At 52.8% G+C, this 19,266-nt stretch carries 22 protein-coding genes; 8 read left to right on the top strand and 14 right to left on the bottom strand.

The features are described from left to right. Nucleotides 1-72: 72 nt before the first annotated feature. The 12 genes from Q3O59_RS02175 to Q3O59_RS02120 all read right to left on the bottom strand — a co-directional run bounded on the left by Q3O59_RS02175 (nucleotide 73) and on the right by Q3O59_RS02120 (nucleotide 11,592). On the bottom strand, nucleotides 73-1,620 hold the full coding sequence (locus Q3O59_RS02175; RefSeq protein ID WP_305944031.1) for a M17 family metallopeptidase: 1,548 nt from the start codon (nucleotides 1,618-1,620) through the stop codon (nucleotides 73-75). Between the two features lie 125 nt (nucleotides 1,621-1,745). After that, nucleotides 1,746-1,958, bottom strand: coding sequence for a (Na+)-NQR maturation NqrM (nqrM, locus tag Q3O59_RS02170; protein ID WP_228593532.1), 213 nt, complete (start codon nucleotides 1,956-1,958; stop codon nucleotides 1,746-1,748). Continuing rightward, entirely contained in the window at nucleotides 1,958-3,001 is a 1,044-nt protein-coding gene (locus Q3O59_RS02165) for an FAD:protein FMN transferase (RefSeq protein ID WP_305944030.1), read from the bottom strand. Before Q3O59_RS02165 ends, nqrM begins: the two co-directional genes overlap by 1 nt. Nucleotides 3,002-3,010: 9 nt before the next feature. Then, nucleotides 3,011-4,237: an NADH:ubiquinone reductase (Na(+)-transporting) subunit F gene (gene nqrF / locus Q3O59_RS02160; RefSeq protein WP_228593528.1), complete on the bottom strand. Its 1,227-nt coding sequence runs from the start codon at nucleotides 4,235-4,237 to the stop codon at nucleotides 3,011-3,013. Nucleotides 4,238-4,259: 22 nt separating this feature from the next. Continuing rightward, complete coding sequence (gene nqrE, locus Q3O59_RS02155) at nucleotides 4,260-4,874, bottom strand: NADH:ubiquinone reductase (Na(+)-transporting) subunit E (protein ID WP_305944029.1); 615 nt, start codon at nucleotides 4,872-4,874, stop codon at nucleotides 4,260-4,262. A gap of 11 nt (nucleotides 4,875-4,885) precedes the next feature. Further along, complete coding sequence (locus Q3O59_RS02150) at nucleotides 4,886-5,515, bottom strand: NADH:ubiquinone reductase (Na(+)-transporting) subunit D (protein WP_305944028.1); 630 nt, start codon at nucleotides 5,513-5,515, stop codon at nucleotides 4,886-4,888. Then, on the bottom strand, nucleotides 5,508-6,296 hold the full coding sequence (locus Q3O59_RS02145; protein ID WP_305944027.1) for a Na(+)-translocating NADH-quinone reductase subunit C: 789 nt from the start codon (nucleotides 6,294-6,296) through the stop codon (nucleotides 5,508-5,510). Before Q3O59_RS02145 ends, Q3O59_RS02150 begins: the two co-directional genes overlap by 8 nt. Further along, on the bottom strand, nucleotides 6,289-7,491 hold the full coding sequence (locus Q3O59_RS02140; RefSeq protein ID WP_305944026.1) for an NADH:ubiquinone reductase (Na(+)-transporting) subunit B: 1,203 nt from the start codon (nucleotides 7,489-7,491) through the stop codon (nucleotides 6,289-6,291). Before Q3O59_RS02140 ends, Q3O59_RS02145 begins: the two co-directional genes overlap by 8 nt. Nucleotides 7,492-7,493: 2 nt before the next feature. Then, the gene (locus Q3O59_RS02135; RefSeq protein WP_305944025.1) at nucleotides 7,494-8,831 is read right to left on the bottom strand and encodes a Na(+)-translocating NADH-quinone reductase subunit A; all 1,338 of its coding nucleotides are present in this window, start codon (nucleotides 8,829-8,831) and stop codon (nucleotides 7,494-7,496) included. Nucleotides 8,832-9,172: 341 nt separating this feature from the next. Continuing rightward, on the bottom strand, nucleotides 9,173-10,366 hold the full coding sequence (gene fabV / locus Q3O59_RS02130) for an enoyl-ACP reductase FabV (RefSeq protein ID WP_305944024.1): 1,194 nt from the start codon (nucleotides 10,364-10,366) through the stop codon (nucleotides 9,173-9,175). Between the two features lie 159 nt (nucleotides 10,367-10,525). Further along, on the bottom strand, nucleotides 10,526-10,852 hold the full coding sequence (locus Q3O59_RS02125; protein WP_305944023.1) for a BolA family protein: 327 nt from the start codon (nucleotides 10,850-10,852) through the stop codon (nucleotides 10,526-10,528). A gap of 128 nt (nucleotides 10,853-10,980) precedes the next feature. Then, nucleotides 10,981-11,592, bottom strand: coding sequence for an alpha-ketoglutarate-dependent dioxygenase AlkB family protein (locus tag Q3O59_RS02120; protein WP_305944022.1), 612 nt, complete (start codon nucleotides 11,590-11,592; stop codon nucleotides 10,981-10,983). Nucleotides 11,593-11,624: 32 nt separating this feature from the next. Between Q3O59_RS02120 and Q3O59_RS02115 the strand changes: the two genes are divergently transcribed. The 5 genes from Q3O59_RS02115 (at nucleotide 11,625) to Q3O59_RS02095 (ending at nucleotide 15,795) form a co-directional block, all read left to right on the top strand. Beyond that, a complete protein-coding gene (locus Q3O59_RS02115) occupies nucleotides 11,625-12,791 on the top strand; it encodes a methyltransferase (protein ID WP_305944021.1) in 1,167 nt (388 codons plus the stop codon). Continuing rightward, nucleotides 12,788-13,357 (top strand): YajG family lipoprotein, encoded by a 570-nt coding sequence (locus Q3O59_RS02110; protein WP_305944020.1) that lies wholly within the window; start codon nucleotides 12,788-12,790, stop codon nucleotides 13,355-13,357. Before Q3O59_RS02115 ends, Q3O59_RS02110 begins: the two co-directional genes overlap by 4 nt. Next, nucleotides 13,354-13,944 (top strand): peptidylprolyl isomerase, encoded by a 591-nt coding sequence (locus tag Q3O59_RS02105; RefSeq protein ID WP_305944019.1) that lies wholly within the window; start codon nucleotides 13,354-13,356, stop codon nucleotides 13,942-13,944. The genes Q3O59_RS02110 and Q3O59_RS02105 overlap by 4 nt, the downstream gene beginning before the upstream one ends. Nucleotides 13,945-14,029: 85 nt before the next feature. Beyond that, entirely contained in the window at nucleotides 14,030-14,350 is a 321-nt protein-coding gene (locus Q3O59_RS02100) for a hypothetical protein (protein ID WP_305944018.1), read from the top strand. 71 nt (nucleotides 14,351-14,421) lie between these two features. Beyond that, on the top strand, nucleotides 14,422-15,795 hold the full coding sequence (locus Q3O59_RS02095) for an AmpG family muropeptide MFS transporter (protein ID WP_305944017.1): 1,374 nt from the start codon (nucleotides 14,422-14,424) through the stop codon (nucleotides 15,793-15,795). Between the two features lie 92 nt (nucleotides 15,796-15,887). Here Q3O59_RS02095 and Q3O59_RS02090 read toward each other — a convergent pair whose 3' ends face one another. After that, on the bottom strand, nucleotides 15,888-16,127 hold the full coding sequence (locus Q3O59_RS02090) for a helix-turn-helix domain-containing protein (protein WP_228590554.1): 240 nt from the start codon (nucleotides 16,125-16,127) through the stop codon (nucleotides 15,888-15,890). Nucleotides 16,128-16,426: 299 nt separating this feature from the next. On the opposite strand from Q3O59_RS02090, the gene Q3O59_RS02085 reads away from it, so the two are divergent. After that, complete coding sequence (locus Q3O59_RS02085; RefSeq protein ID WP_228590556.1) at nucleotides 16,427-16,600, top strand: hypothetical protein; 174 nt, start codon at nucleotides 16,427-16,429, stop codon at nucleotides 16,598-16,600. A 13-nt stretch (nucleotides 16,601-16,613) separates the two neighbouring features. On the opposite strand, the gene erpA is transcribed toward Q3O59_RS02085, so the two are convergent. Continuing rightward, nucleotides 16,614-16,955: an iron-sulfur cluster insertion protein ErpA gene (gene erpA / locus Q3O59_RS02080; RefSeq protein ID WP_228590558.1), complete on the bottom strand. Its 342-nt coding sequence runs from the start codon at nucleotides 16,953-16,955 to the stop codon at nucleotides 16,614-16,616. Between the two features lie 147 nt (nucleotides 16,956-17,102). Here erpA and Q3O59_RS02075 point away from each other — a divergent pair, with 147 nt between their 5' ends. Together Q3O59_RS02075 and Q3O59_RS02070 are read left to right on the top strand one after the other, a co-directional pair. After that, a complete protein-coding gene (locus tag Q3O59_RS02075) occupies nucleotides 17,103-18,833 on the top strand; it encodes a chloride channel protein (protein ID WP_305944016.1) in 1,731 nt (576 codons plus the stop codon). Beyond that, nucleotides 18,830-19,258, top strand: a complete 429-nt coding sequence (locus Q3O59_RS02070) for a CopD family protein (protein ID WP_305944015.1) — start codon at nucleotides 18,830-18,832, stop codon at nucleotides 19,256-19,258. Before Q3O59_RS02075 ends, Q3O59_RS02070 begins: the two co-directional genes overlap by 4 nt. Nucleotides 19,259-19,266: the final 8 nt, after the last annotated feature.

Below are 19,266 nucleotides of genomic sequence, written 5' to 3'. Positions count from 1 at the left end.
ATTTGACAGCATAACCAGCATTGAGGAGCAGAACAAGCCTTGCGCAGCCAGCAACTGCACAAGGCACCTTGTTTAGCTGCCCAATGAAGCCATCAACAACGCCAGCACCGGTGCCGCCGACGGTTTGCCATGGATCCAGTCACTGCCATCGACCCCACTGCCGGCAATATCAAGGTGCAGATAAGGGATTGGTTTGTTCTGCGCCTGACCATGGCTGGACAGGCCGGATGCCTCTACCAGAAAGGCCATTGGGAATTGATGGCCCCGCACCGTCACCGAGGATGCGGCATTGTTGCAACTGAGCACGTCCTCTGCACTGGTTTTGGCCTGAATAAATTGGAAGTCTTCGCGCCGGCTGCGCGAAATCTCACAAGGATCGCCCCACAGGTCGCCCTGCTGCTGCACTCGCTCCGCCAATTTGAGGCTTCTGGCCGGACCATTCTCAACCAAGGCGGTGTAAGGCCCGACCGATCGAGCAGCGTGTCCTGTCAAAGTAGCAATGGAAAACAACTGAGGCGTAACTTCATTCAGCGCTTGCTCACGCAGATGCGACAGCAAATCCGCCAACACCAGGCGACCTTCGGCGTCGGTGTTGCCAATCCGCACCCGAACCCCGGCGTGGCTGGTAATAATTTCATCGGGAACAAAAGCATCTGAACCAATGCTGTTTCGAACGGCACCGATTTCGGCGACTACCTTAATGCCTTGAGGTTTGAGTCCTGCCAGCGCCATCATGATACCAGCCACTGCCGCACCGCCACCTTTATCACGGCTCATACCGGCCATGCTGCCACCAACTTTGAGATCGGCGCCTCCAGTGTCGTAAACCAAGCCTTTACCGGCCAGCAGCAAGGTTTGAGCAATGGCACCTTCTGGCGTATAACTCAACCTGATCACCGCCGGGTGATGCCGCTTCACCGCCAACGAACTGCGCGCGACTGCCATCATCAAAGGGTAATCACGTTGCAAAGTTGGCACATCGGTCACCACCTCGACCTGGACCGCGCTGCCGGCAAAGGCTTGCTGGCAGTAGGCGGCAAAGTTCAAGGCACTCATCCGCTCCGGCTCAGTGCCGGCCAGATCGCGCGCCAGGCGCCGTCCAGCCTCAATGGCCATCAGCTCATTGGCCTCTGTGGCGCTAAGGCCACAGAACCCCAGCTTGACAACAGGCTCAAGCTTTTCTTCGCCAACGACCTCCCGGCCTTCCAGTGGCTGCCATAAGGCCTGACACATCGCCAGATAACTGACCGCAGCAGCTTGCTGAAACACAGCCGACTCCACCGGCTCGGTCCAGACCAGAGGTGCTCTGGCTCCCATCTCTTTCGCCAACGCGATAGCGCCTTTTGCCGCATCGGCAAAACTGCGCACATCGTCGTAGTCACGGTCAAGACTTCCCACCGGAGCAAGAATCAAGCGCTGGCCAGGTACATCCGGACAAAGCACTGCGGTCAGTTGTTGGCCAACGCGTTGATCGCGCTCGGCTGCCTGCTCAAGTTGCGGCTGCAAAAAATTCAGTTCGGGATGGGCAAAATTTGAAGCCAGCACTATCAATGCATCGTAGGAGGGATCAGTAAGGGCCTGAGTAAGCTCAGGTAAGGCATCAAGCTGCGGATAAGACATAATGGCTTCCGTTTAGGTTAAAAGGCCATTATTTCGGAAAATAAAAAGCAGAACAAGCCAGCACGCTCTAAAAGCGGCACGTTGCTGGCAGTTCTGCTTTACGATGCTGTCTGCAAAAAGGTCGGTTAAATGATTTTATTTTCCTGCCAGAATTGCTCTTTTTTCATTCTGGCCTGGCGTTTTTCACAGGGGTTGTCGCAATCACAGGCTTTCTCAATGCCCATGGCGCCCAATCCACCGCAACTGCCACTGATGGCCTTACGCTGCACCAGATAGCCGATGGCCATCGCCACGACCACCAGCAACAAAACACCAAAAGTGAGTAAAAATGTAGTCATCATTGGGCACTGCCTCCAGTTTCCAGATAAGGTTGAAAAGCGTCACTCACCAGCTCATCGTAGCCTTGCTCGGTTCGCACAATCAGTAGCGCTGCAATACCATGACGGTTGGCAAACTGCAAAGCCTCCTCGGCATCCATGATCATCAGAGCAGTGGAATACCCATCGGCGGTCATGCAAGATGGATGAATCACCGTGCTCGACACCACCCGGCTTTGGATTGGACGTCCCGTGCGTGGATCCAGGATGTGGGACAAGCGCACCCCATCCTCTTCGAAGTAATTGCGGTAATCACCCGAAGTTGCCAGCGCCATATCACCTGGCTCGATAATGCGCTGTACAGCACGGCCAGCGGCATCGGGTTGCTCAATGGCGATGCGCCAGGGGCTACCGTCGGGTTTAGGCCCACGAGCACGGATCTCCCCGCCGACCTCAACCAGATAGGCGTCGAACCCTTTGGTATCAAGCAAATCGGCTACCCGGTCAACCCCATAGCCTTTGGCGATGGTGGACAGATCAACTGAGACGCGGGGATCGGCTTTGCTCAGCCAGAGACCATCCAGCGTCAACTTGTCGATACCAATGTACGGCAAAACCGCCTGGTACTGCTCGGTACTGGGCGATTGGGTGATCCGTCCCTGAGCGCCAAAGCCCCACAACTCAACCAGAGGTCGGATGGTGACATCCAGCAGGCCACCCGTAGCCAGGCCAATCCGAATCGACTCTGCAATAACCTCGGCGGTCGGCTCCGACAGCAAAAACGGTTGGGTGCTGTGCCAACTGTTAAAGCGCATCAGTTCTGACTGTGGAATGTAGGTCGACATCAGCTGATTGACCAGCTCAAGCTCGGCATCAATCTCCGTTTGCAGCGCGGCCAAGTCGACCGACTGCTCACCGGCGAAAATGGAAACCACGTAATAGGTCCCCATGGTCTGGCCATGCATACGTTCGGGAACCAGCCGCTCCTGCTGAACCGGGCTGCAAGAAACGAAAATGGCCAGCCCAAGAAGGGCCAGCCAGACTTTGTAATGCACTTTCAACATAGGAAAGAATTAACCACCGAAGTCATCAAGCATGATGTTTTCGTCTTCAACACCCAGGTCTTTCAGCATGTTGATGACGGCTTTGTTCATCATTGGCGGACCACACATGTAGAACTCACAATCTTCTGGTGCTTTGTGGTTCTTCAGGTAGTTCTCATACAACACATTGTGGATGAAGCCGGTGTAGCCTTCCCAGTTGTCTTCTGGTTGAGGATCCGACAGTGCTACATGCCACTCAAAGTTGTCATTCTCAGCAGCCAGCATGTCGAAATCTTCCACATAGAACATCTCTCGGCTGGAACGGGCACCGTACCAGAAGGACATTTTACGCTTAGACTTCAGACGGCGCAGCTGATCGAAAATGTGCGAGCGCATCGGTGCCATACCAGCACCACCACCGACAAAGACCATCTCAGCTTCGGTTTCTTTGGCGAAGAATTCACCAAAGGGACCAGAAATGGTCACTTTATCGCCTTCTTTCAGGCTCCAGATAAAGGACGACATTTTACCGCATGGCAGTGACAGGTTGTTTGGTGGCGGCGTAGCAATCCGCACGTTCAGCATGATGATGCCTTCTTCTTCAGGGTAGTTCGCCATGGAGTAAGCACGGATGGTTTCGTCATCCACTTTGGACTCCAGGCTGAAGAAGTTGAAGCGCTCCCAATCACCACGATACTCTTCTGGAATATCGAAGTCTTTGTACTTCACATGGTGTGGTGGCGCTTCAATCTGAATGTAACCACCGGCGCGGAATGGCACCGACTCACCATCTGGAATACGCAACACCAGCTCTTTGATAAAGGTCGCTTTGTTGTCATTGGAAATGACTTCACAATCCCATTTACGAATGCCGAATACTTCATCTTCGACTTCGATTTCCATATCGCCTTTAATCGCCACCTGACAAGACAAGCGGCAGCCTTCACGCGCTTCTTTTTTGGTGATGTGGTCCAGCTCGGTTGGCAGAATTTCACCACCACCCGCATGAACGTGGACCGTACACTGACCACAGGATCCACCACCACCGCAAGCGGATGACAGGAAGATCCCGCGGTCGGCCAGGGCGCCCAACAACTTGCCGCCTGGCTTGGTTTTGATGGCTTTTTCCGGATCGCCGTTGATCAGGATGGTCACTTCACCGCTGGCAACCAGTTTGGATTTCGCGGCAAGAATGATGAATACCAGGGCCACAACGACCAGGGTAAACATCACTACGCCAAGAATAATCTCTTGCATCGTTTATTCCTTCTACTGCTGCTTACAATGAAACGCCGGAGAACGACATAAAGCCAAGGCCCATCAAACCTACAATCAGGAAAGTTGAACCCAGGCCACGCATACCGTGCGGCATATCAGCGTACTTCAGTTTTTCACGGACGGCGGCCAACAAGGTAATGGCCAGAGCCCAACCCACACCACTGCCCAAACCGAATACCACACTTTCAGCAAAGTTGTAGTCACGCTCCACCATGAATGCTACGCCACCAAAGATGGCACAGTTCACTGTGATCAATGGCAAGAAAATGCCAAGGGCGTTGTACAGAGCCGGGAAAAACTTATCCAACGTCATTTCCAGAATCTGCACCATGGCTGCAATGACACCAATGTAGGTGATAAAGCCCAGGAAGCTCAGATCCGCATCCGGGAAACCCGCCCAGGCCAAAGCACCTGGTGCCAGCAAGTTGTGATACACCACATTGTTGATTGGCACAGCCAGGCCCAGTACCACGATAACCGCAACACCCAGACCAAAAGCGGTGGTGACTTTCTTGGACACAGCCAAGAAAGTACACATGCCGAGGAAGAATGCCAGCGCCAGGTTTTCAATGAAGACGGCGCGGACAAATAAACCTAAATAATGTTCTAAACCCACTTGTCAGCTCCTTATGCCTGCTCAACCTGCTCTGGACGGAAGGTCCGCAGCACCCAAATGAAGAAAGCAATGATGATGAAAGCACTCGGTGCCAACAACAGCATGCCCATTGGCTGGTACCAGCCGCCTTCACTCACCAACGGCAGAATCTCAACACCGAACACTGAACCAGCACCGCCTAGCTCCCGTATAAATGCTACGACCAACAGGACAAGGCTGTAACCCAGCGCATTGCCAAGGCCATCGAGGAAACTCATGCCCGGAGTGCTCTTCATGGCGTAGGCTTCCGCCCGGCCCATCACGATGCAGTTGGTAATGATCAAGCCAACGAAAACGGACAGCTCTTTCGAGACTTCATAGGCAAAGGCTTTCAGGATTTGGTCGACGATGATTACCAAGGACGCAATGATGGTCATCTGCACGATGATCCGCACACTGGATGGAATGTGATTACGGATTAACGAAATAAAGAAGTTCGACAGCGTAATTACAAAGGTCAGTGCAAAGCACATCACCAAGGCTGTCGCCATCTGTGTCGTTACCGCCAATGCAGAACACACACCCAACACTTGCAAAGCAATGGGGTTGTTTGCAAAAACCGGCCCAAAGAGTACGGTTTTAATTTCTTTTGCACTAGCCATTGTTCAAAGCTCCTTGCTGCACTTTGCTCAGGAAAGGACCGAAGCCTTTGTCACCCATCCAGAAGGTAAAGGTATTCTGGACACCATTGGCAGTCAGAGTGGCACCCGACAAACCATCGATTTCATGGTAAGGATCGGAGGCGTTGCCAGGACGAACAATGGTCAAAGCCAGATTGCCTTGCTCATCGAACAGCCGTTTGCCTTCAAACTGACCAATCCAACGTGGGTTTTCGATTTCACCACCTAGGCCCGGAGTTTCACCCTGCTCGTAGTAGTTCATCCCAATGATGGTATTGCCATCGGTTTCCAGTGCAATAAAGGCATGCATGGTGGACCAAAGACCATAACCATGGATAGGCAACACCAGAGACGTCAGTTCACCGGCATCGTTGCGTACCAGGTAAACCGGCGCATAATGCGGCGCACGGCGAATCGAAGCCACGTCCTGCTGCTTGCTCAGCTGAGTGCTGAGCTCTGGATCACGCCAAGAGGCACGGTAATCAAACTGCATCGGGTCCTTGTCGGTGAACTCGCCGGTGCTCAGGTTGATCACCCGCTCTTCAACGTACTGGTCGAACAGTTCGCGAACTCGAGCCGCAGAAGCTGCACCATCCAATACCCGGGCACTGCGCAGAATGTTGGTCTGGGCATCCAGCAACATATTGGCTTGCTGCAATGGACGCAGTTGCACTGCTGCGGTCGAGACCACGAGAGCACACACCAGACATAAAGAAATGACCACAATCAGCGTTTTACTGATGGTATCGTTGTTACTAGACATTGCGTGCCAGCCTCCGTTTGATATTGGCCTGTGCCACGAAGAAATCAAATAATGGCGCGAACAGGTTGGCGAACAGGATCGCCAGCATCATCCCTTCCGGGTAAGCTGGGTTCACTACCCGGATCATCACCACCATAAAACCAATCAAAATGCCGTAAGCCCATTTACCCTGATTGGTGAAAGACGCTGAAACAGGGTCGGTAGCCATAAAGAACATACCGATTGCAAAGCCGCCGATCACCAGGTGCCAATGCCATGGCATAGCAAACAAGTGATTGGTCTCTGAGCCAATGGCGTTAAACAGCAGGGCCGTCAGCACCATACCGACCATGACACCCAGCACAATGCGCCAGGAGGCAATGCGGAAGTAGATCAGGGCCAAACCACCAATCAACAGCGCAAGCGTTGAGGTTTCACCAACAGAGCCAGGAATAAAGCCCAGGAAAGAATCCCACCACAGCTGCATGTCACTGTAATCCAGCGTCGCATTTTGGCCTTGGCTGAGCAGGGTTGCGCCCGAGTAACCATCGGCTACTGTCCAGACAGCATCACCGGAGATTTCTGCCGGGTATGCAAAGAACAGGAAAGCACGACCCGCCAGTGCTGGGTTTAAGAAGTTACGGCCAGTACCACCGAATACCTCTTTGGCAACCACCACACCGAAGGTAATACCCAAAGCGGCTTGCCACAATGGAATGGTGGCTGGCAAGATCAGCGCAAACAAGATGGAGGTCACAAAGAAACCTTCGTTGACTTCATGCTTACGGACCGAAGCAAACAGCACTTCCCAGAAGCCACCCACCACAAAGACAGTGGCGTAAATCGGCAGGAACCAGCAGGCACCATACAGCAGTTTCATGCCCCAGCCTGAGCTTTCCGTCAGACTACCGCCGAGCAGATGGAAAACCCCAACCTGCCAGGTATCCGGCGTACCAAAGCCTTCAGCCAAAGCTGCGACAGCTTGGTGCCCGACATTAAACATGCCGAAGAAGAGTGCCGGGAACAAGGCCAGCCAAACAAAGATCATAATCCGCTTCAGATCGATGCTGTCGCGAACATGAGTCTTGTTTTTGGTGACATAACCAGGCGTGTAAAGGACAGTAGCAATGGCCTCGTACAGCGCATACCACTTTTCGTATTTGCCGCCTTTCTCAAACTGCGGTTCAATGCGTTCTAAATAATGCTTTAAACTCATGATTAGCCTTCCTTCTGGATCGTCGTCAGGCAGCTACGCAGAATGGAGCCGTAATCGTACTTGCCTGGGCACACAAAGGTACACAGAGCCAAGTCTTCTTCGTCCAGTTCAAGGCAGCCAAGTGCCTGGGCGCTGTCGGTATCACCGGAGCACAGATCACGCAACAACAAAGTGGGCAAAATATCCAGTGGCATGACCCGCTCGTAATTTCCGATCGGTACCATGGCACGGGAAGAACCATTGGTAGTGGTGGTCAGGTTGAACAGCTTTTTCGGCGCCAGGTGCCCCAGATAGGCACGGGTAATAGAGAATTTCTCTTTCCCCGGAGCAATCCAGCCAAGGAAGTGTTTTTCACTGCCGTCAGCCAAAACGGAAACCTGCGAATGAAAACGCCCCAGGTAACCGTGCACACCGTGAGCTGCAGTACCGGCCAGAACCGATCCTGAGATAATACGATGATCGCCTTCGACAAGTTCACCAGCGCAAAGCTCTTCCAGTGAAGCGCCCAGCACGGTTTTAACCAAACGTGGCGATTTCACTACAGGACCGGCCAAGGCAACAACCCGCTCGGCTGGCAACTCACCGCTGGTGAACAACTGGCCAATGGCAATGACATCCTGATAACCAATGTGCCACACCACTTTTTGTAAGGATGCACCTTCCAGATAGTGGATATGGGTACCCGGCAAACCAGCCGGATGCGGGCCATCAAATTCCGCCGTCTCGACACCAGCCACTTCAGGCAAAGCCACACCGGCTTTTTTGCACAGGTACAGCTTGCCGGAGGTCAGGTGCTTCAACACCGCCAGTCCTTGCTGGAAAGCATCGGCATTGGCGTTGATGATCACAGCCGGGTCGGCAGCCAACGGATTGCTATCCATTGCTGTGACGAAAATGGCTTTGGCGGTGCTGTCGATGGCCGGGGTCTGGCTAAATGGACGGGTACGGAAACCCACCCACAAACCGGAGTCGACCAGGTTCTTGCGCACCTGCTCTGAACTCAAGCCTGCCAGTTGCTCTGGGCTGTATTTCTCGAATTGCACTGCATCGCTGCCCTGCACCTCAATCACCACAGACTGCAACACCCGCTTAGCACCACGGTTGATCTCAACCACTTTACCCGAAGCTGGGGCGGTAAAGATGACACCAGGGGTTTTCTTGTCTTCAAACAAGCCCTGGCCTTTCTTTACCGTATCGCCAACTTCGACCAACATGGTCGGACGCATACCATGAAACTCTTCGCCGAGTACGGCGACGCGCTTGATAGCAGGCCCGTCGGTTATCTCTTGTTTAGGACTGCCCGCGAGGGGAATGTCCAAGCCTTTTTTGAGTTTTATCATACGTACTTGCACTACTAGTTTGGGAAGAAACAGGTTCAGTTTTTCAGCTGCCGACCTCGCAGCGCACCCGACTGGCTGGGAACTTCTGCAAGTTTGCAGGTTCCAAAGTCAGATACACGTAATAAAGGCGCGGATTTTACCATCAAACGCCGCGGCTATCCATGCGTTCATGAAAATTTATCGTCGTCCATGCGCTTGCATTCTAGTCTAGTCAAATTGTACAAACTTTCATCAGCTTGGTTGCATTTTACTGATTTTTCATGCCGGGGGCTATGCCAACTTTGGTGGTATAGCGCCGAGCGTTTAGCCAATAAAAAGCCACCCGAAGGTGGCTTAAACAATCAGTCCTGCAATTGCAGTAGCGGCACTTCAGGGCTGACATCGGCCTCGTAATCGACGCCTTCAACGCCAAAGCCAAACAGCTGCAGGAAGTCCTGATGGTAACCGGCGTAATCGGTAAGGGTGTCAATGTTGTCGGTCTCGACTTGCTGCCAAAGGGCTTTGACTTCAGCTTGCACATGTTCGGCCAGCTCTTTGCCATCTTGACGCAGACGGCCGGCGTCATCCAGTGCAGGCGCTGCATGATACAAGCCTTCACGAAACAGACCATCGATCTGCTCGATGCAGCCTTCATGGCTGCCTTCCGCTTTCATCACCCGATACAGCAACGAAATGTACAATGGCATAATCGGAATGGCAGAGCTGGCCTGAGTGACCACCGCCTTTAATGAGGCGACATAAGCTTTGCCCTTTTTATCCGCTAACTTGGCGGTCAAAGCAGCGGCAGCCCGGTCCAAGTCTTCTTTTGCCTTACCAATGGTTGCTTTGCCATAAATCGGCCAGGTTAACTCTTTGCCAATGTAGGTGTAAGCCACGGTCTGGCAATCATCCGCCAGCACACCAGCGGCATGAAGCTGATCCAACCAACGCTCCCAATCTTCGCCACCCATTACTTTGACAGTATTGAAAATTTCGTCCTCGTTGGCTGGCTCCACACTGACTTCTTCAATCACCCGCTTGCTGGTATTGAGGTTTTTCTCGGTGTAGGCCTGACCAATCGGTTTTAATACCGAGCTGTAGACCTCCCCACTGACCGGATCTTTTCGGCGAGGCGCGGCCAGGCTGTAAACCACCAAATCAATTTTGCCCATTTCCTGCTGAATCACATCGATGGTTTTGGCTTTCAGCTCGTCGGTAAAGGCATCGCCATTCAGGTGTTTGCACCAAAGACCGGCTTTTAACGCTTCCTGCTCAAAGGCGGCACTGTTGTACCAACCGGCAGAAGCCGTTTTGCTGGCGGTGGGCTCTTTTTCAAAGAAAATACCCAGGGTGTTGGCTCCGGAGCCAAAGGCGGCCGCAATGCGCGATGCCAATCCGTAGCCAGTGGATGCACCAATCACCAACACATTTTTAGGCCCATTGGCGATGGGGCCACGCTGGCGAACATAATCAATTTGCTGTTTGACATGAGCGGCACAACCGGTTGGATGGGCATTGGTACAGATAAAACCACGGATTTTGGGTTGAATTACCATCATTCAGTCCTGTTATTCAGAGTAGAAATTGCGACTAGTGTAAGACTTTAGCAGACAAAGCTGGTCGGATCAGGTGATTTTTCATCGGGCAACAGCATCGCAATCAGGCCCGAGCCTACCGTACGATGCTGTTTAATTGGATGCTATTTAATTGATAAGCTAGACGATGGCTTTCTTTTCGCCACCCAGGCATTTGGGAGAAGCTGGTGGCTTTTCGGCATAGTACTGGTACCACTCGCTTGGTGTGTAAGTGTGCAGCGCCAGCGCATGGATGTGCTCGGCCAACTCTTCGGCAACAATGGCATTCACGGCCCGATGCCGCTGCAACAGCCGCATGCCTTCAAATTGCGGCGTGACGATAACCACTTTAAAGTGGGACTCCGAGCCGGCAGGCACATTGTGCAGGTAGCTTTCGTTGGTTACATCCAGTACCTCGGGGTCAAAAGCATCCAGTAACTTTTGCTCTATTCGTGTGTGGATTAACATTGACTTCATCCTCTGTAGGTCCCTCGGTTTTACTCTAGTTAAGCCGGCTAAAGTTGCCAGTCCCATTTTGCTGTCAAGCATTTTATTGCAGACTAAACCGCTGGCGACACGTGAAAAAATAAATTGGTCTAAACAGCAGGCACAATATAACGAAAGGTCAGGTTCAGCCGCCCCCCGCTGACACGGCTCTGTTTCGGGATCCGATGCAACCAGTGCTGCTGACAGCCTGCCGCCATTACCAACAAGTCGCCATGCCCCAGATTCAATTGCAACTGCCATGGATGGTGACGATGCTTTAAATCAAACCGCCTCGCCTCCCCCAAACTCAGGGACGCTATGCAGGGATCGTTGCCAAGCTCCGCTTCGTTATCGGCATGCCAACCCATGTGATCCAATCCAGAACGGTACCAATTGAGCAGAGCCGAATTAAAGGGCTGCTGCAAGGCTGTACTCAACCGTTGCTGCCAGTTTGCCACCAGAGGATGCCAGGCATCTGGCTGGAACAAAGTGCCCGAGTAGCGATACCGGGCCCCCTCATCCCCCATCCATACCTGACGTCTGGGTATCGGGTGCTCCCGACCGAACAATCGGATCGAAGGCTGCTGCCAAGGCAACTCATCCACCAACTGGCGGTAACCTTTGCTTGCCTCTGGCTCAGCCAACCAACCGCGCCAAAGCTGCAATGACGCACCGGGAAGTTGCCAGCACTCTGGCTTGAGCTGTGAGATAGCACGTGTCAAAATGACTGCCCTGATTTACGTACAGAATTTCTATGAATACGCATTTTACGTTGGCCGGGATCCATCTGCAATTAAAGCGCTGGCCAACCGACACTGACTTTGTCAATTTACAAGCCTGGGATGCGGTCGACGAGTTGCTGCTTAGCGCTGCATTGAAACGACTGGCATCCAACCAGCTTAGTGTCAGCCAGCCTGTGCTGGTGCTCAATGACCAATTTGGCGCTTTAAGCTGTCTGCTGCTGGCACGCTACCCTCAACTGCAGCTGGTTCATGTCAGTGATTCCCTGGTCAGCCAGCAGGCCTGCAAGGCTAATTTGCAGTTGAATCAACTGCCAACACAGCAGGTGCAGTGGCTAGATAGCCTGGCACCACTGCCAGATTCGTTTGCTTTGGTGCTGATGCGTATTCCTCGCGATCATGGCTACCTGGCGTATCAACTGAACCTGCTGGGTGCCAAGCTTCAGCATGGCGACCAACTGCTGGTGGCTGCCAGAGCTCGGGATATTCATAAGAATTTGCTGCTGCTTTTTCACAACACACTAGGACCGACCAGCGCTTCTTTAACCCAGCGCAAATGCCGTTATCTGCAGACGTCACTGGCAACACCTCGTCACGCACCTCAGTCTGACTGGCCGAAAAGCTGGCCATTGGAGCAAACTGGACTCACCCTGGTCAATCATGCCAATGTGTTCAGTGGTGAGCGGCTGGATATTGGTGCCCGCTTTTTCCTGCAGCATTTACCTACCACAGAACCAGAGCAACGACTGGTCGACTTAGGATGTGGCAATGGTGTGCTGGGGCTGAGTGCTTTAGTCGCCAACCCGGCATTGCAGGTACTTTTCAGCGATGAGTCGGCGATGGCTGTCGCATCCGCCAAGCTCAGTGTCGCGCAAAGTCTGCCTGCCTTGCTTGAGCAATGCACTTTTTCGCAAGACGATGGTCTGAGCCAACTGGCAGACCAAAGTGTGGACTGGGTGCTGTGCAACCCTCCTTTTCATCAACAGGACACCATTACCAGCCACTTGGCCCGGCAAATGTTTCACGATGCCTGGCGCGTGCTTAAGCCGGGCGGCCGGCTGCGCATTGTAGCCAACCGCCATTTGCCCTACGGCCAACAACTCAGTGCCTTGTTTGGCGGTGTACGTTGTCTGGCCAGCCAAAAGAAATTTGTTATTCTGGAATCGGAGCGCCGAAAATGAAGTTGTTTTTTGCCATAGTATTCAGCGTGCTGCTGATCAGCGCCTGCGCCAGCCCGCATCGCCCGCTTTTTATTAGTCCAAAGCCTGAAGCCAGCGCCAGTTTAAACCTTGGCACCAGCAGCTTTGGCTGGCAATTGCTGGATAAAAGGCCAAAATCCTCCATGCTGACCATCCAGACAGTGGACAAAGTGGTCGCCTTACCCAACAAGCCAGATTGGCGTGCACAGTTGCAATCGCTGCTGGCACAGCAGTTCCAGGCCGCCGGCGCTCTGCTGGAACCGGCCGCCAGCACGCAGTTGCAATTCAATGTGCTGACCCTGCTGGCGCAAGCCAAACAGCACCCACTGGATCATGAAGTGCACTCCGAAGTGGTGATTGAAGTCGCCATCCGCTCAGAAGGCGGGCACTACCGCAAACGCTTTAGCGGTCAGAGCAGCTACACAGCACCCTTTAAAGTCGATCCCGCCTCAGTGGAGCGCGAGCTTAACCAACTGACAGAGCGGGTATTGCACGATATTCTGCACGATCAACACTGGCAACAGTACCTAAGGAGACAACTACAATGAAACCCTGGCTTATCAGCAGCATTCTTTTCATAGCCACCCTCTTCTTTCCTGCCACAGCAGGCGAAAGTCTGCAGCCAGATAACCTATTTCCGCGGGTGGTGTTTCATACTTCCTTAGGTGACATTAAGGTGGAGCTGGATCGCAGCCGCGCTCCCATTACGGTGAACAACTTCCTGAGCTATGTGAAAACCCAACGCTACAACGAAACAATCTTTCACCGGCTGATTGCCGATTTTGTGCTGCAAGGCGGTGGTTACAACCTGGATTTTGAAGGCATCGCCACCTTAGAACCTATATTTAATGAGTCCGGCAATGGCCTGCGTAATGAGCAAGGCACCATTGCCATGGCGCGCACCAATAATCCGCACAGTGCCAGCAGTCAGTTTTACTTTAATCTGAAAGACAATGGGAGCCTGGATCCAGGTGCGCGCTGGGGCTACACCGTCTTTGGCCGGGTGATGGAAGGCATGGACATCCTGCAGCAAGTCAATGAGCTTGAAACCGCACACCACCAGGTTACTGGCTGGCCCGATGTCCCGGTAGAGCCGATCGTACTGCATCGGGTGAGTCTGGTGCCGGAAGAGTAATTTTTCCGGCATCGCCGACACAGCCAGCTATACTTGCACTAACAGCAAGGCATTTTGCTGGCATCACAAGTGCAGAGGTCGGTGTATGCTGGAACAATTTATCGAGCTAAAAACACGGCAACTTATCTTTTACGCCTCCCGCTTTTTCCGCGGGCAGCTGCCCCACCATGAGCTGCATCTTTTTATCTGGGATACGCTGGAAGAGTGGGGCCAGTTTGGCATTCAGCTTAAAACCCCTCAAAACCTCCGGGAGCAAGTGTTCTGGCATCTGATGCATCAACTGGAGTTCTGGCCGGAGCATCAGCTAAAAAGCGATCAGGTACTGCAACACAACCTGCTTAACTGCCTGAGTTTTCTGCGTGGCAAAGGTCAGCTGCCACTGGATTGCGTTGGGATCCGCCCTTAATTTAATCCGGACTATTTTCGAACCGGCCGAGCTTTGCTATGGTTTGCCCTTCGCAGCCTTGAGATCTCCCGATGTTATTCAAAGCAGAAAGCAAAGTACAAAGCTGGCGCGAGGCGCTGGACAGTTATTCCGATATTCGTCTCTTGTATATTTTCCTGATGGGCTGTGCCTCTGGCTTTCCCTGGGTGTTGATTGGCTCCAACATGAGCGGCTGGCTGCAAGATGCCGGCTTATCCAGGGCCGCCATTGGCTATTTTGGCTCCATCTTTGTGGTGTACGCGCTAAATTTTTTATGGGCCCCCTTGCTGGATAGGGTCCGGCTGCCCTTGTTGTATCGCTGGTTAGGTCAGCGCCGCAGCTGGATTTTGCTGATGCAAAGTTTGATTCTGGCTGCAACCTTAACCATTGCTTTTACCAACCCAGGCTACAGCCTGCTTTGGACCTCTTTGCTGGCGCTGTCCATCGCCATCGCTTCCTCCACTCAGGATGTGGCCATTGATGCCTACCGCATCGACATCATCGCCGGCGATAAGCTGCGACTGCCCCCTGCCGCGGCCATGGCGGTGATCGGCTGGTGGACAGGCTACTCCCTGCCTGGGGCACTGGCTTTTTTCAATGCCGATACCTTCGGCTGGCCCGCAGTCTATTTGGGCATGGCTGGGGTGCAATTGCTGCTGATACTGGCGACCCTGTTTATCCGGGAGCCCGGCAAAGAGCGCGAAGCCCTGCAACAGCAAGCCAGTCAGCGCTACCAACAGCACCTGGGCCAAGGCGGACTGCGCGGCTACCTGGTTTGGCTCAGTGTGACCGTGATTGAACCTTTCGCCGAGTTTTTTCGTCGCAATGGCTGGGGTTTGGCGTTGGCGATTTTGTGCTTTGTGTTTTTATTCAAAATTGGCGAAGCTTTTCTGGGCCGAATGTCGATTCCATTTTACCGGGAAGTCGGTTTTAGCAATGAACAAATTGCCGAATACTCCAAGCTGATTGGCTGGGTTGCCATGGTGGTGTTTACATTGCTTGGCAGTGCCATCAATATTCGCTTTGGCATTTTACGTGGTTTGTTTATCGGCGGTGTTGCCATGGCGGCCAGCAACCTGATGTTTTCCTGGATCGCCATGGTCGGCCCAAACACCAACCTCTTTTTAGCCACCATTCTGGTTGATAACTTTACCAGTGCATTTTCCACGGTGGCTTTTGTTTCCTTCCTGACCTTTTTAACCGGGCGCGCTTTCTCAGCGACACAATATGCCCTGCTGGCTTCCTTGGGGAACCTGGGACGCACTACCCTGGCTTCGTTTAGCGGCGAACTGGTCGACTATCTGGATGGCAACTGGGCGCTGTTCTTCGCCATTACCGCCTTGATGGTGATCCCGTCACTTTGCTTGCTGATCTGGATTGGCCGGCGTTTTCGGCATCAAATGGCCAACACCGAACAGAGCCCTTGACAGTGACATACCCAAGTAACTTCAAGATGCGAGTTACTTAAGTATATAAAAAAGGGATGCCGTTTCAGGCATCCCTTTTTAAAGGAAGTCCATTAATTGAGGGCTTGCTTTAAGCCTTCGGTCGGGTCCACGTCCAGTGCCTGACAGTAGCGGATAAACTCCACCACATCCAGCCGACGTTCCTGGTTTTCTACTTTACCAATGAAGGAGTGTGGCGTGCCCAATAGTTCAGACAAGCTGCGCATGGTGTGTCCTTTTTCCTGGCGCTGACGCTTCAGCCACACACAAAGTCGTTTATTCTCTTCTGAGATAACGCTTTTACCACCTTTCATTTATGTTGTACTCCCAGCGTTTTGCTACGCTTTTATTATTCAGTTTACATTTTATTTGCCCTGATTCATGCAGTTGGTCGAGCCGAAACCACATGAAACAGCCTCATTAAAACATAGGATGCGACAGGCGTACAGCAATCGGCGTTAAAAATACAAATCAAGCTTGACAGGTCGGGCAAGAGAAACTAGGAGCGAAAATAGGGAAAACAAAAGATTAACACAAGTAAGTTACAGGACCGGGTCGTCAACCATAGTTTATTCTTCTATACTGACAACAACTTAGTTGCAGTGAGGTCCGGATGATACGGCTGATATTTTTGTTGCCTTTGCTGATGTTTGCCGCCTGGTTCTGGTTTCTTCAAACGCAGGGGCTTAGCCTGAAGCAAGGGCAAAAAGGCTTTATTTACATTGCGGTGTTTAATCTGGTGATTGGCGCCTTGCTGGCTGGCATTATCTGGTTGACTCAGCGTTAAAACTGTCCCGACTCTAGACAGAGAACGATGAGCCACAACCGCAGGTGGTGGTTGCGTTGGGGTTGTTGATGACAAATCGACTGCCCTGCAAGCCCTCGCTGTAATCGACGGTACCGCCCATTAAATATTGCAGGCTCATTGGGTCCACCACCATGCTGACGCCCTGTTTTTCCAGCACAAAGTCACCCTCATTGATTTTTTCATCGAAGGTAAATCCATACTGAAAGCCAGAGCAGCCGCCACCGGTGATGTAGACACGCAATTTCAGCGCCGGATTCTCTTCTTCGGTCACCAAAGCCAGTACTTTTTGTGCGGCAGCATCGGTAAATTCGAGCGGCACCTGAAAATCGGACATAGAAACTCCTAACACTATCGACCGGCAAATTATCCAATACCTGACTATTTTATTCAAGTATTACCGGCGCAGGGTGATAATGAAAAAATTTATGCTTTTACAGCAGTCTGTTACACTATAGACATTCCTTACTGACAGCAGCGCCTCATGAAATTCTGGTCCGAAAGCTGGCAGCGGCTGCAGCTGGCACTGCCGGGTTTACGCAAGCAGCTTGCCTTCCCCCAAACCTCACTGCAGCTCTGTATTCTGGGCGCTTTGGGTGGCCTGCTGGCAGCCATCCTGATTATTCTGTTTCGGCTGGCAATCCTGGCCTTACAAAGCTTTTATCTGGATAAGTTTGATGATTTTGCCACCGCCTTGCCGGAGGTTCGCTGGCTACTGCCCTTCGCCGGCGCTTTTTGCATTGGCCTAATCGCCCTGCTAACAGGCTACAAGCACTACCGGCTCGGGATCCCCTTTGTCATCCATCGCATTAAAACCAGCTACGGCATGATGCCCTTTCGCAATACCTTCAACCAGTTTTTCGGGGGTGTTGCGGCACTGGCCAGTGGTTTTTCGGTTGGGCGCGAAGGGCCATCGGTGCATCTGGGTGCCTACGGCGCCAGTTTTGTTGGCAAAAAGCTCAAGCTGCCCTACAACAGCGTTCGCACTCTGGTTGGCTGTGGCATAGCTGCTGGCATCGCCGCCTCGTTCAACACCCCTTTGGCCGCAGTGATTTTTGTAATGGAAGTGGTGCTGCGCGAATACCGTATTCATATTTTTATTCCGGTGATGCTGGCGGCTGTGGTCGGTGCTTTGGTCACCCGTCTGGTCTTTGGCATGGAGCGGGAGCTGGCCATCCTGCAGATCACCACCTTACCGGGTTGGCACTTCCCCTACCTGATCCTGTGCGGTGTGCTGATTGGCATGGTTGCTTTTGTATTTAATACCAACATGATGCGTATTATACGCACCTTTAAAAACTGGCCCTTACCAATCCGGTTGCTGCTGGCGGCAGCCATTACCGCCGCTATTGGCATGCTGATCCCGCAAGCCATGGGGGCAGAAACAGGCGCCATTCAATACGCGGTCGAGGCCCCCACCGATGTGCAACTGCTGCTGGCGCTTTTCATCGGCAAAATGGTGCTGACGCTGGTGGCACTGGGCCTGGGTGTTCCGGGCGGTGTGGTAGGGCCTATTTTTGGCATTGGCATCATCTTTGGCACCTTGCTGGCACTCGTCCCCGGCTTGTTGCATGGCCACAGCGAGCATGCCGGCACCTACGCAGTGCTGGGGATGGCCGGTTTAATGGCGGCTTGCCTGCATGCACCACTGGCCGCTCTGGTGGCAGTGATGGAGCTGGCTTCCAATCCGGACATTATCCTGCCAGCCATGCTGGTCATTGCCACCGCTTATGTTACAGGTGTGCAATTCTGTCATACCAAGTCCCTGTTTTTAATGCAGCTGGATTTTATGCAGCTGCCCTACAAGGTATCGCCCGCCCTCGATGTGCTGCAAAAAGTCGGGGTGCTGGCCCAGCTGGATCATCGCTATCATTTGCTGCTGCAAAGCGATGAAACCAGCATCCGGCAAGCGCTGGATCAACTGGCTGCCGATGAACTCCTGCTGCTGAAAAGCGAAGGCGAAGATGGGCCTGTCTATCAACTGGTCAGTTACGATGTCAGTCTGTCGGTCAGTGATGGCAGTGCCTTGCGCTATTTGCCGGTGCCTCTGCTCACACCACAAGCGACCATGGCAGAAGTCTATCAGCTGCTGGAAACAAGCCGGGAAGGCGCGGTTTGCATTTTAGATGAGGATCTTGGTGTGCCTGAGCCAGCGGGATTGGTTCGTTGGGATCAGGTGCAAACTTTATTGGTAAAGGAGAATAACCTGCTATGACCCTGGTATTGCTCTACAAAGCCTTGCATCTGATTTTTATGGTGGCCTGGTTTGCCGGCATTTTTTACTTGCCAAGACTTTTTGTCTACCACGCAGAAACCAGCAACCCGGAGATTCAGGCACAATTCAAAGTGATGGAGCGTCGCTTATTGTTCTTTGTAACCCCCTTTGCCATTCTGACGCTGGTGTTCGGCCTACTTCTGATCCAGGCATACGGCATGGACTGGTTTCGTGCCAGCCGCTGGCTGCATTATAAACTGCTGTTGGTAGTCTTGTTGTACGGCTACCACGGCTATTGCTTTAAGCTGCTGGCCGACTTTAAAGCCGATAAAAATTGCCGCAGTGGCCGTTTTTACCGTTGGTTCAATGAGCTGCCAGTGCTGATTTTGTTTGCCACCATCTTGCTGGCAGTGCTCAAACCCTGAGTGGCTGG

The sequence above is a fragment of the Alkalimonas delamerensis genome (assembly GCF_030717955.1).
Lineage (GTDB): Bacteria > Pseudomonadota > Gammaproteobacteria > Enterobacterales > Alteromonadaceae > Alkalimonas > Alkalimonas delamerensis.
This window is presented reverse-complemented; position numbering and strand designations above follow the sequence as displayed.

Excerpts from the sequence above, each read along its gene's own strand:
- Q3O59_RS02140 (WP_305944026.1), bottom strand. The coding sequence starts at position 7,491 with ATGAGTTTAAAGCATTATTTAGAACGCATTGAACCGCAGTTTGAGAAA.
- Q3O59_RS02175 (WP_305944031.1), bottom strand. The coding sequence starts at position 1,620 with ATGTCTTATCCGCAGCTTGATGCCTTACCTGAGCTTACTCAGGCCCTT.
- Q3O59_RS02105 (WP_305944019.1), top strand. The coding sequence starts at position 13,354 with ATGAAACCCTGGCTTATCAGCAGCATTCTTTTCATAGCCACCCTCTTC.
- Q3O59_RS02110 (WP_305944020.1), top strand. The coding sequence starts at position 12,788 with ATGAAGTTGTTTTTTGCCATAGTATTCAGCGTGCTGCTGATCAGCGCC.
- Q3O59_RS02145 (WP_305944027.1), bottom strand. The coding sequence starts at position 6,296 with ATGTCTAGTAACAACGATACCATCAGTAAAACGCTGATTGTGGTCATT.
- Q3O59_RS02135 (WP_305944025.1), bottom strand. The coding sequence starts at position 8,831 with ATGATAAAACTCAAAAAAGGCTTGGACATTCCCCTCGCGGGCAGTCCT.
- nqrM (WP_228593532.1), bottom strand. The coding sequence starts at position 1,958 with ATGACTACATTTTTACTCACTTTTGGTGTTTTGTTGCTGGTGGTCGTG.
- erpA (WP_228590558.1), bottom strand. The coding sequence starts at position 16,955 with ATGTCCGATTTTCAGGTGCCGCTCGAATTTACCGATGCTGCCGCACAA.
- Q3O59_RS02075 (WP_305944016.1), top strand. The coding sequence starts at position 17,103 with ATGAAATTCTGGTCCGAAAGCTGGCAGCGGCTGCAGCTGGCACTGCCG.
- Q3O59_RS02070 (WP_305944015.1), top strand. The coding sequence starts at position 18,830 with ATGACCCTGGTATTGCTCTACAAAGCCTTGCATCTGATTTTTATGGTG.
- Q3O59_RS02115 (WP_305944021.1), top strand. The coding sequence starts at position 11,625 with ATGAATACGCATTTTACGTTGGCCGGGATCCATCTGCAATTAAAGCGC.
- fabV (WP_305944024.1), bottom strand. The coding sequence starts at position 10,366 with ATGGTAATTCAACCCAAAATCCGTGGTTTTATCTGTACCAATGCCCAT.
- Q3O59_RS02125 (WP_305944023.1), bottom strand. The coding sequence starts at position 10,852 with ATGTTAATCCACACACGAATAGAGCAAAAGTTACTGGATGCTTTTGAC.
- Q3O59_RS02085 (WP_228590556.1), top strand. The coding sequence starts at position 16,427 with ATGATACGGCTGATATTTTTGTTGCCTTTGCTGATGTTTGCCGCCTGG.
- Q3O59_RS02095 (WP_305944017.1), top strand. The coding sequence starts at position 14,422 with ATGTTATTCAAAGCAGAAAGCAAAGTACAAAGCTGGCGCGAGGCGCTG.
- Q3O59_RS02165 (WP_305944030.1), bottom strand. The coding sequence starts at position 3,001 with ATGTTGAAAGTGCATTACAAAGTCTGGCTGGCCCTTCTTGGGCTGGCC.
- nqrF (WP_228593528.1), bottom strand. The coding sequence starts at position 4,237 with ATGCAAGAGATTATTCTTGGCGTAGTGATGTTTACCCTGGTCGTTGTG.
- Q3O59_RS02150 (WP_305944028.1), bottom strand. The coding sequence starts at position 5,515 with ATGGCTAGTGCAAAAGAAATTAAAACCGTACTCTTTGGGCCGGTTTTT.
- Q3O59_RS02090 (WP_228590554.1), bottom strand. The coding sequence starts at position 16,127 with ATGAAAGGTGGTAAAAGCGTTATCTCAGAAGAGAATAAACGACTTTGT.
- Q3O59_RS02100 (WP_305944018.1), top strand. The coding sequence starts at position 14,030 with ATGCTGGAACAATTTATCGAGCTAAAAACACGGCAACTTATCTTTTAC.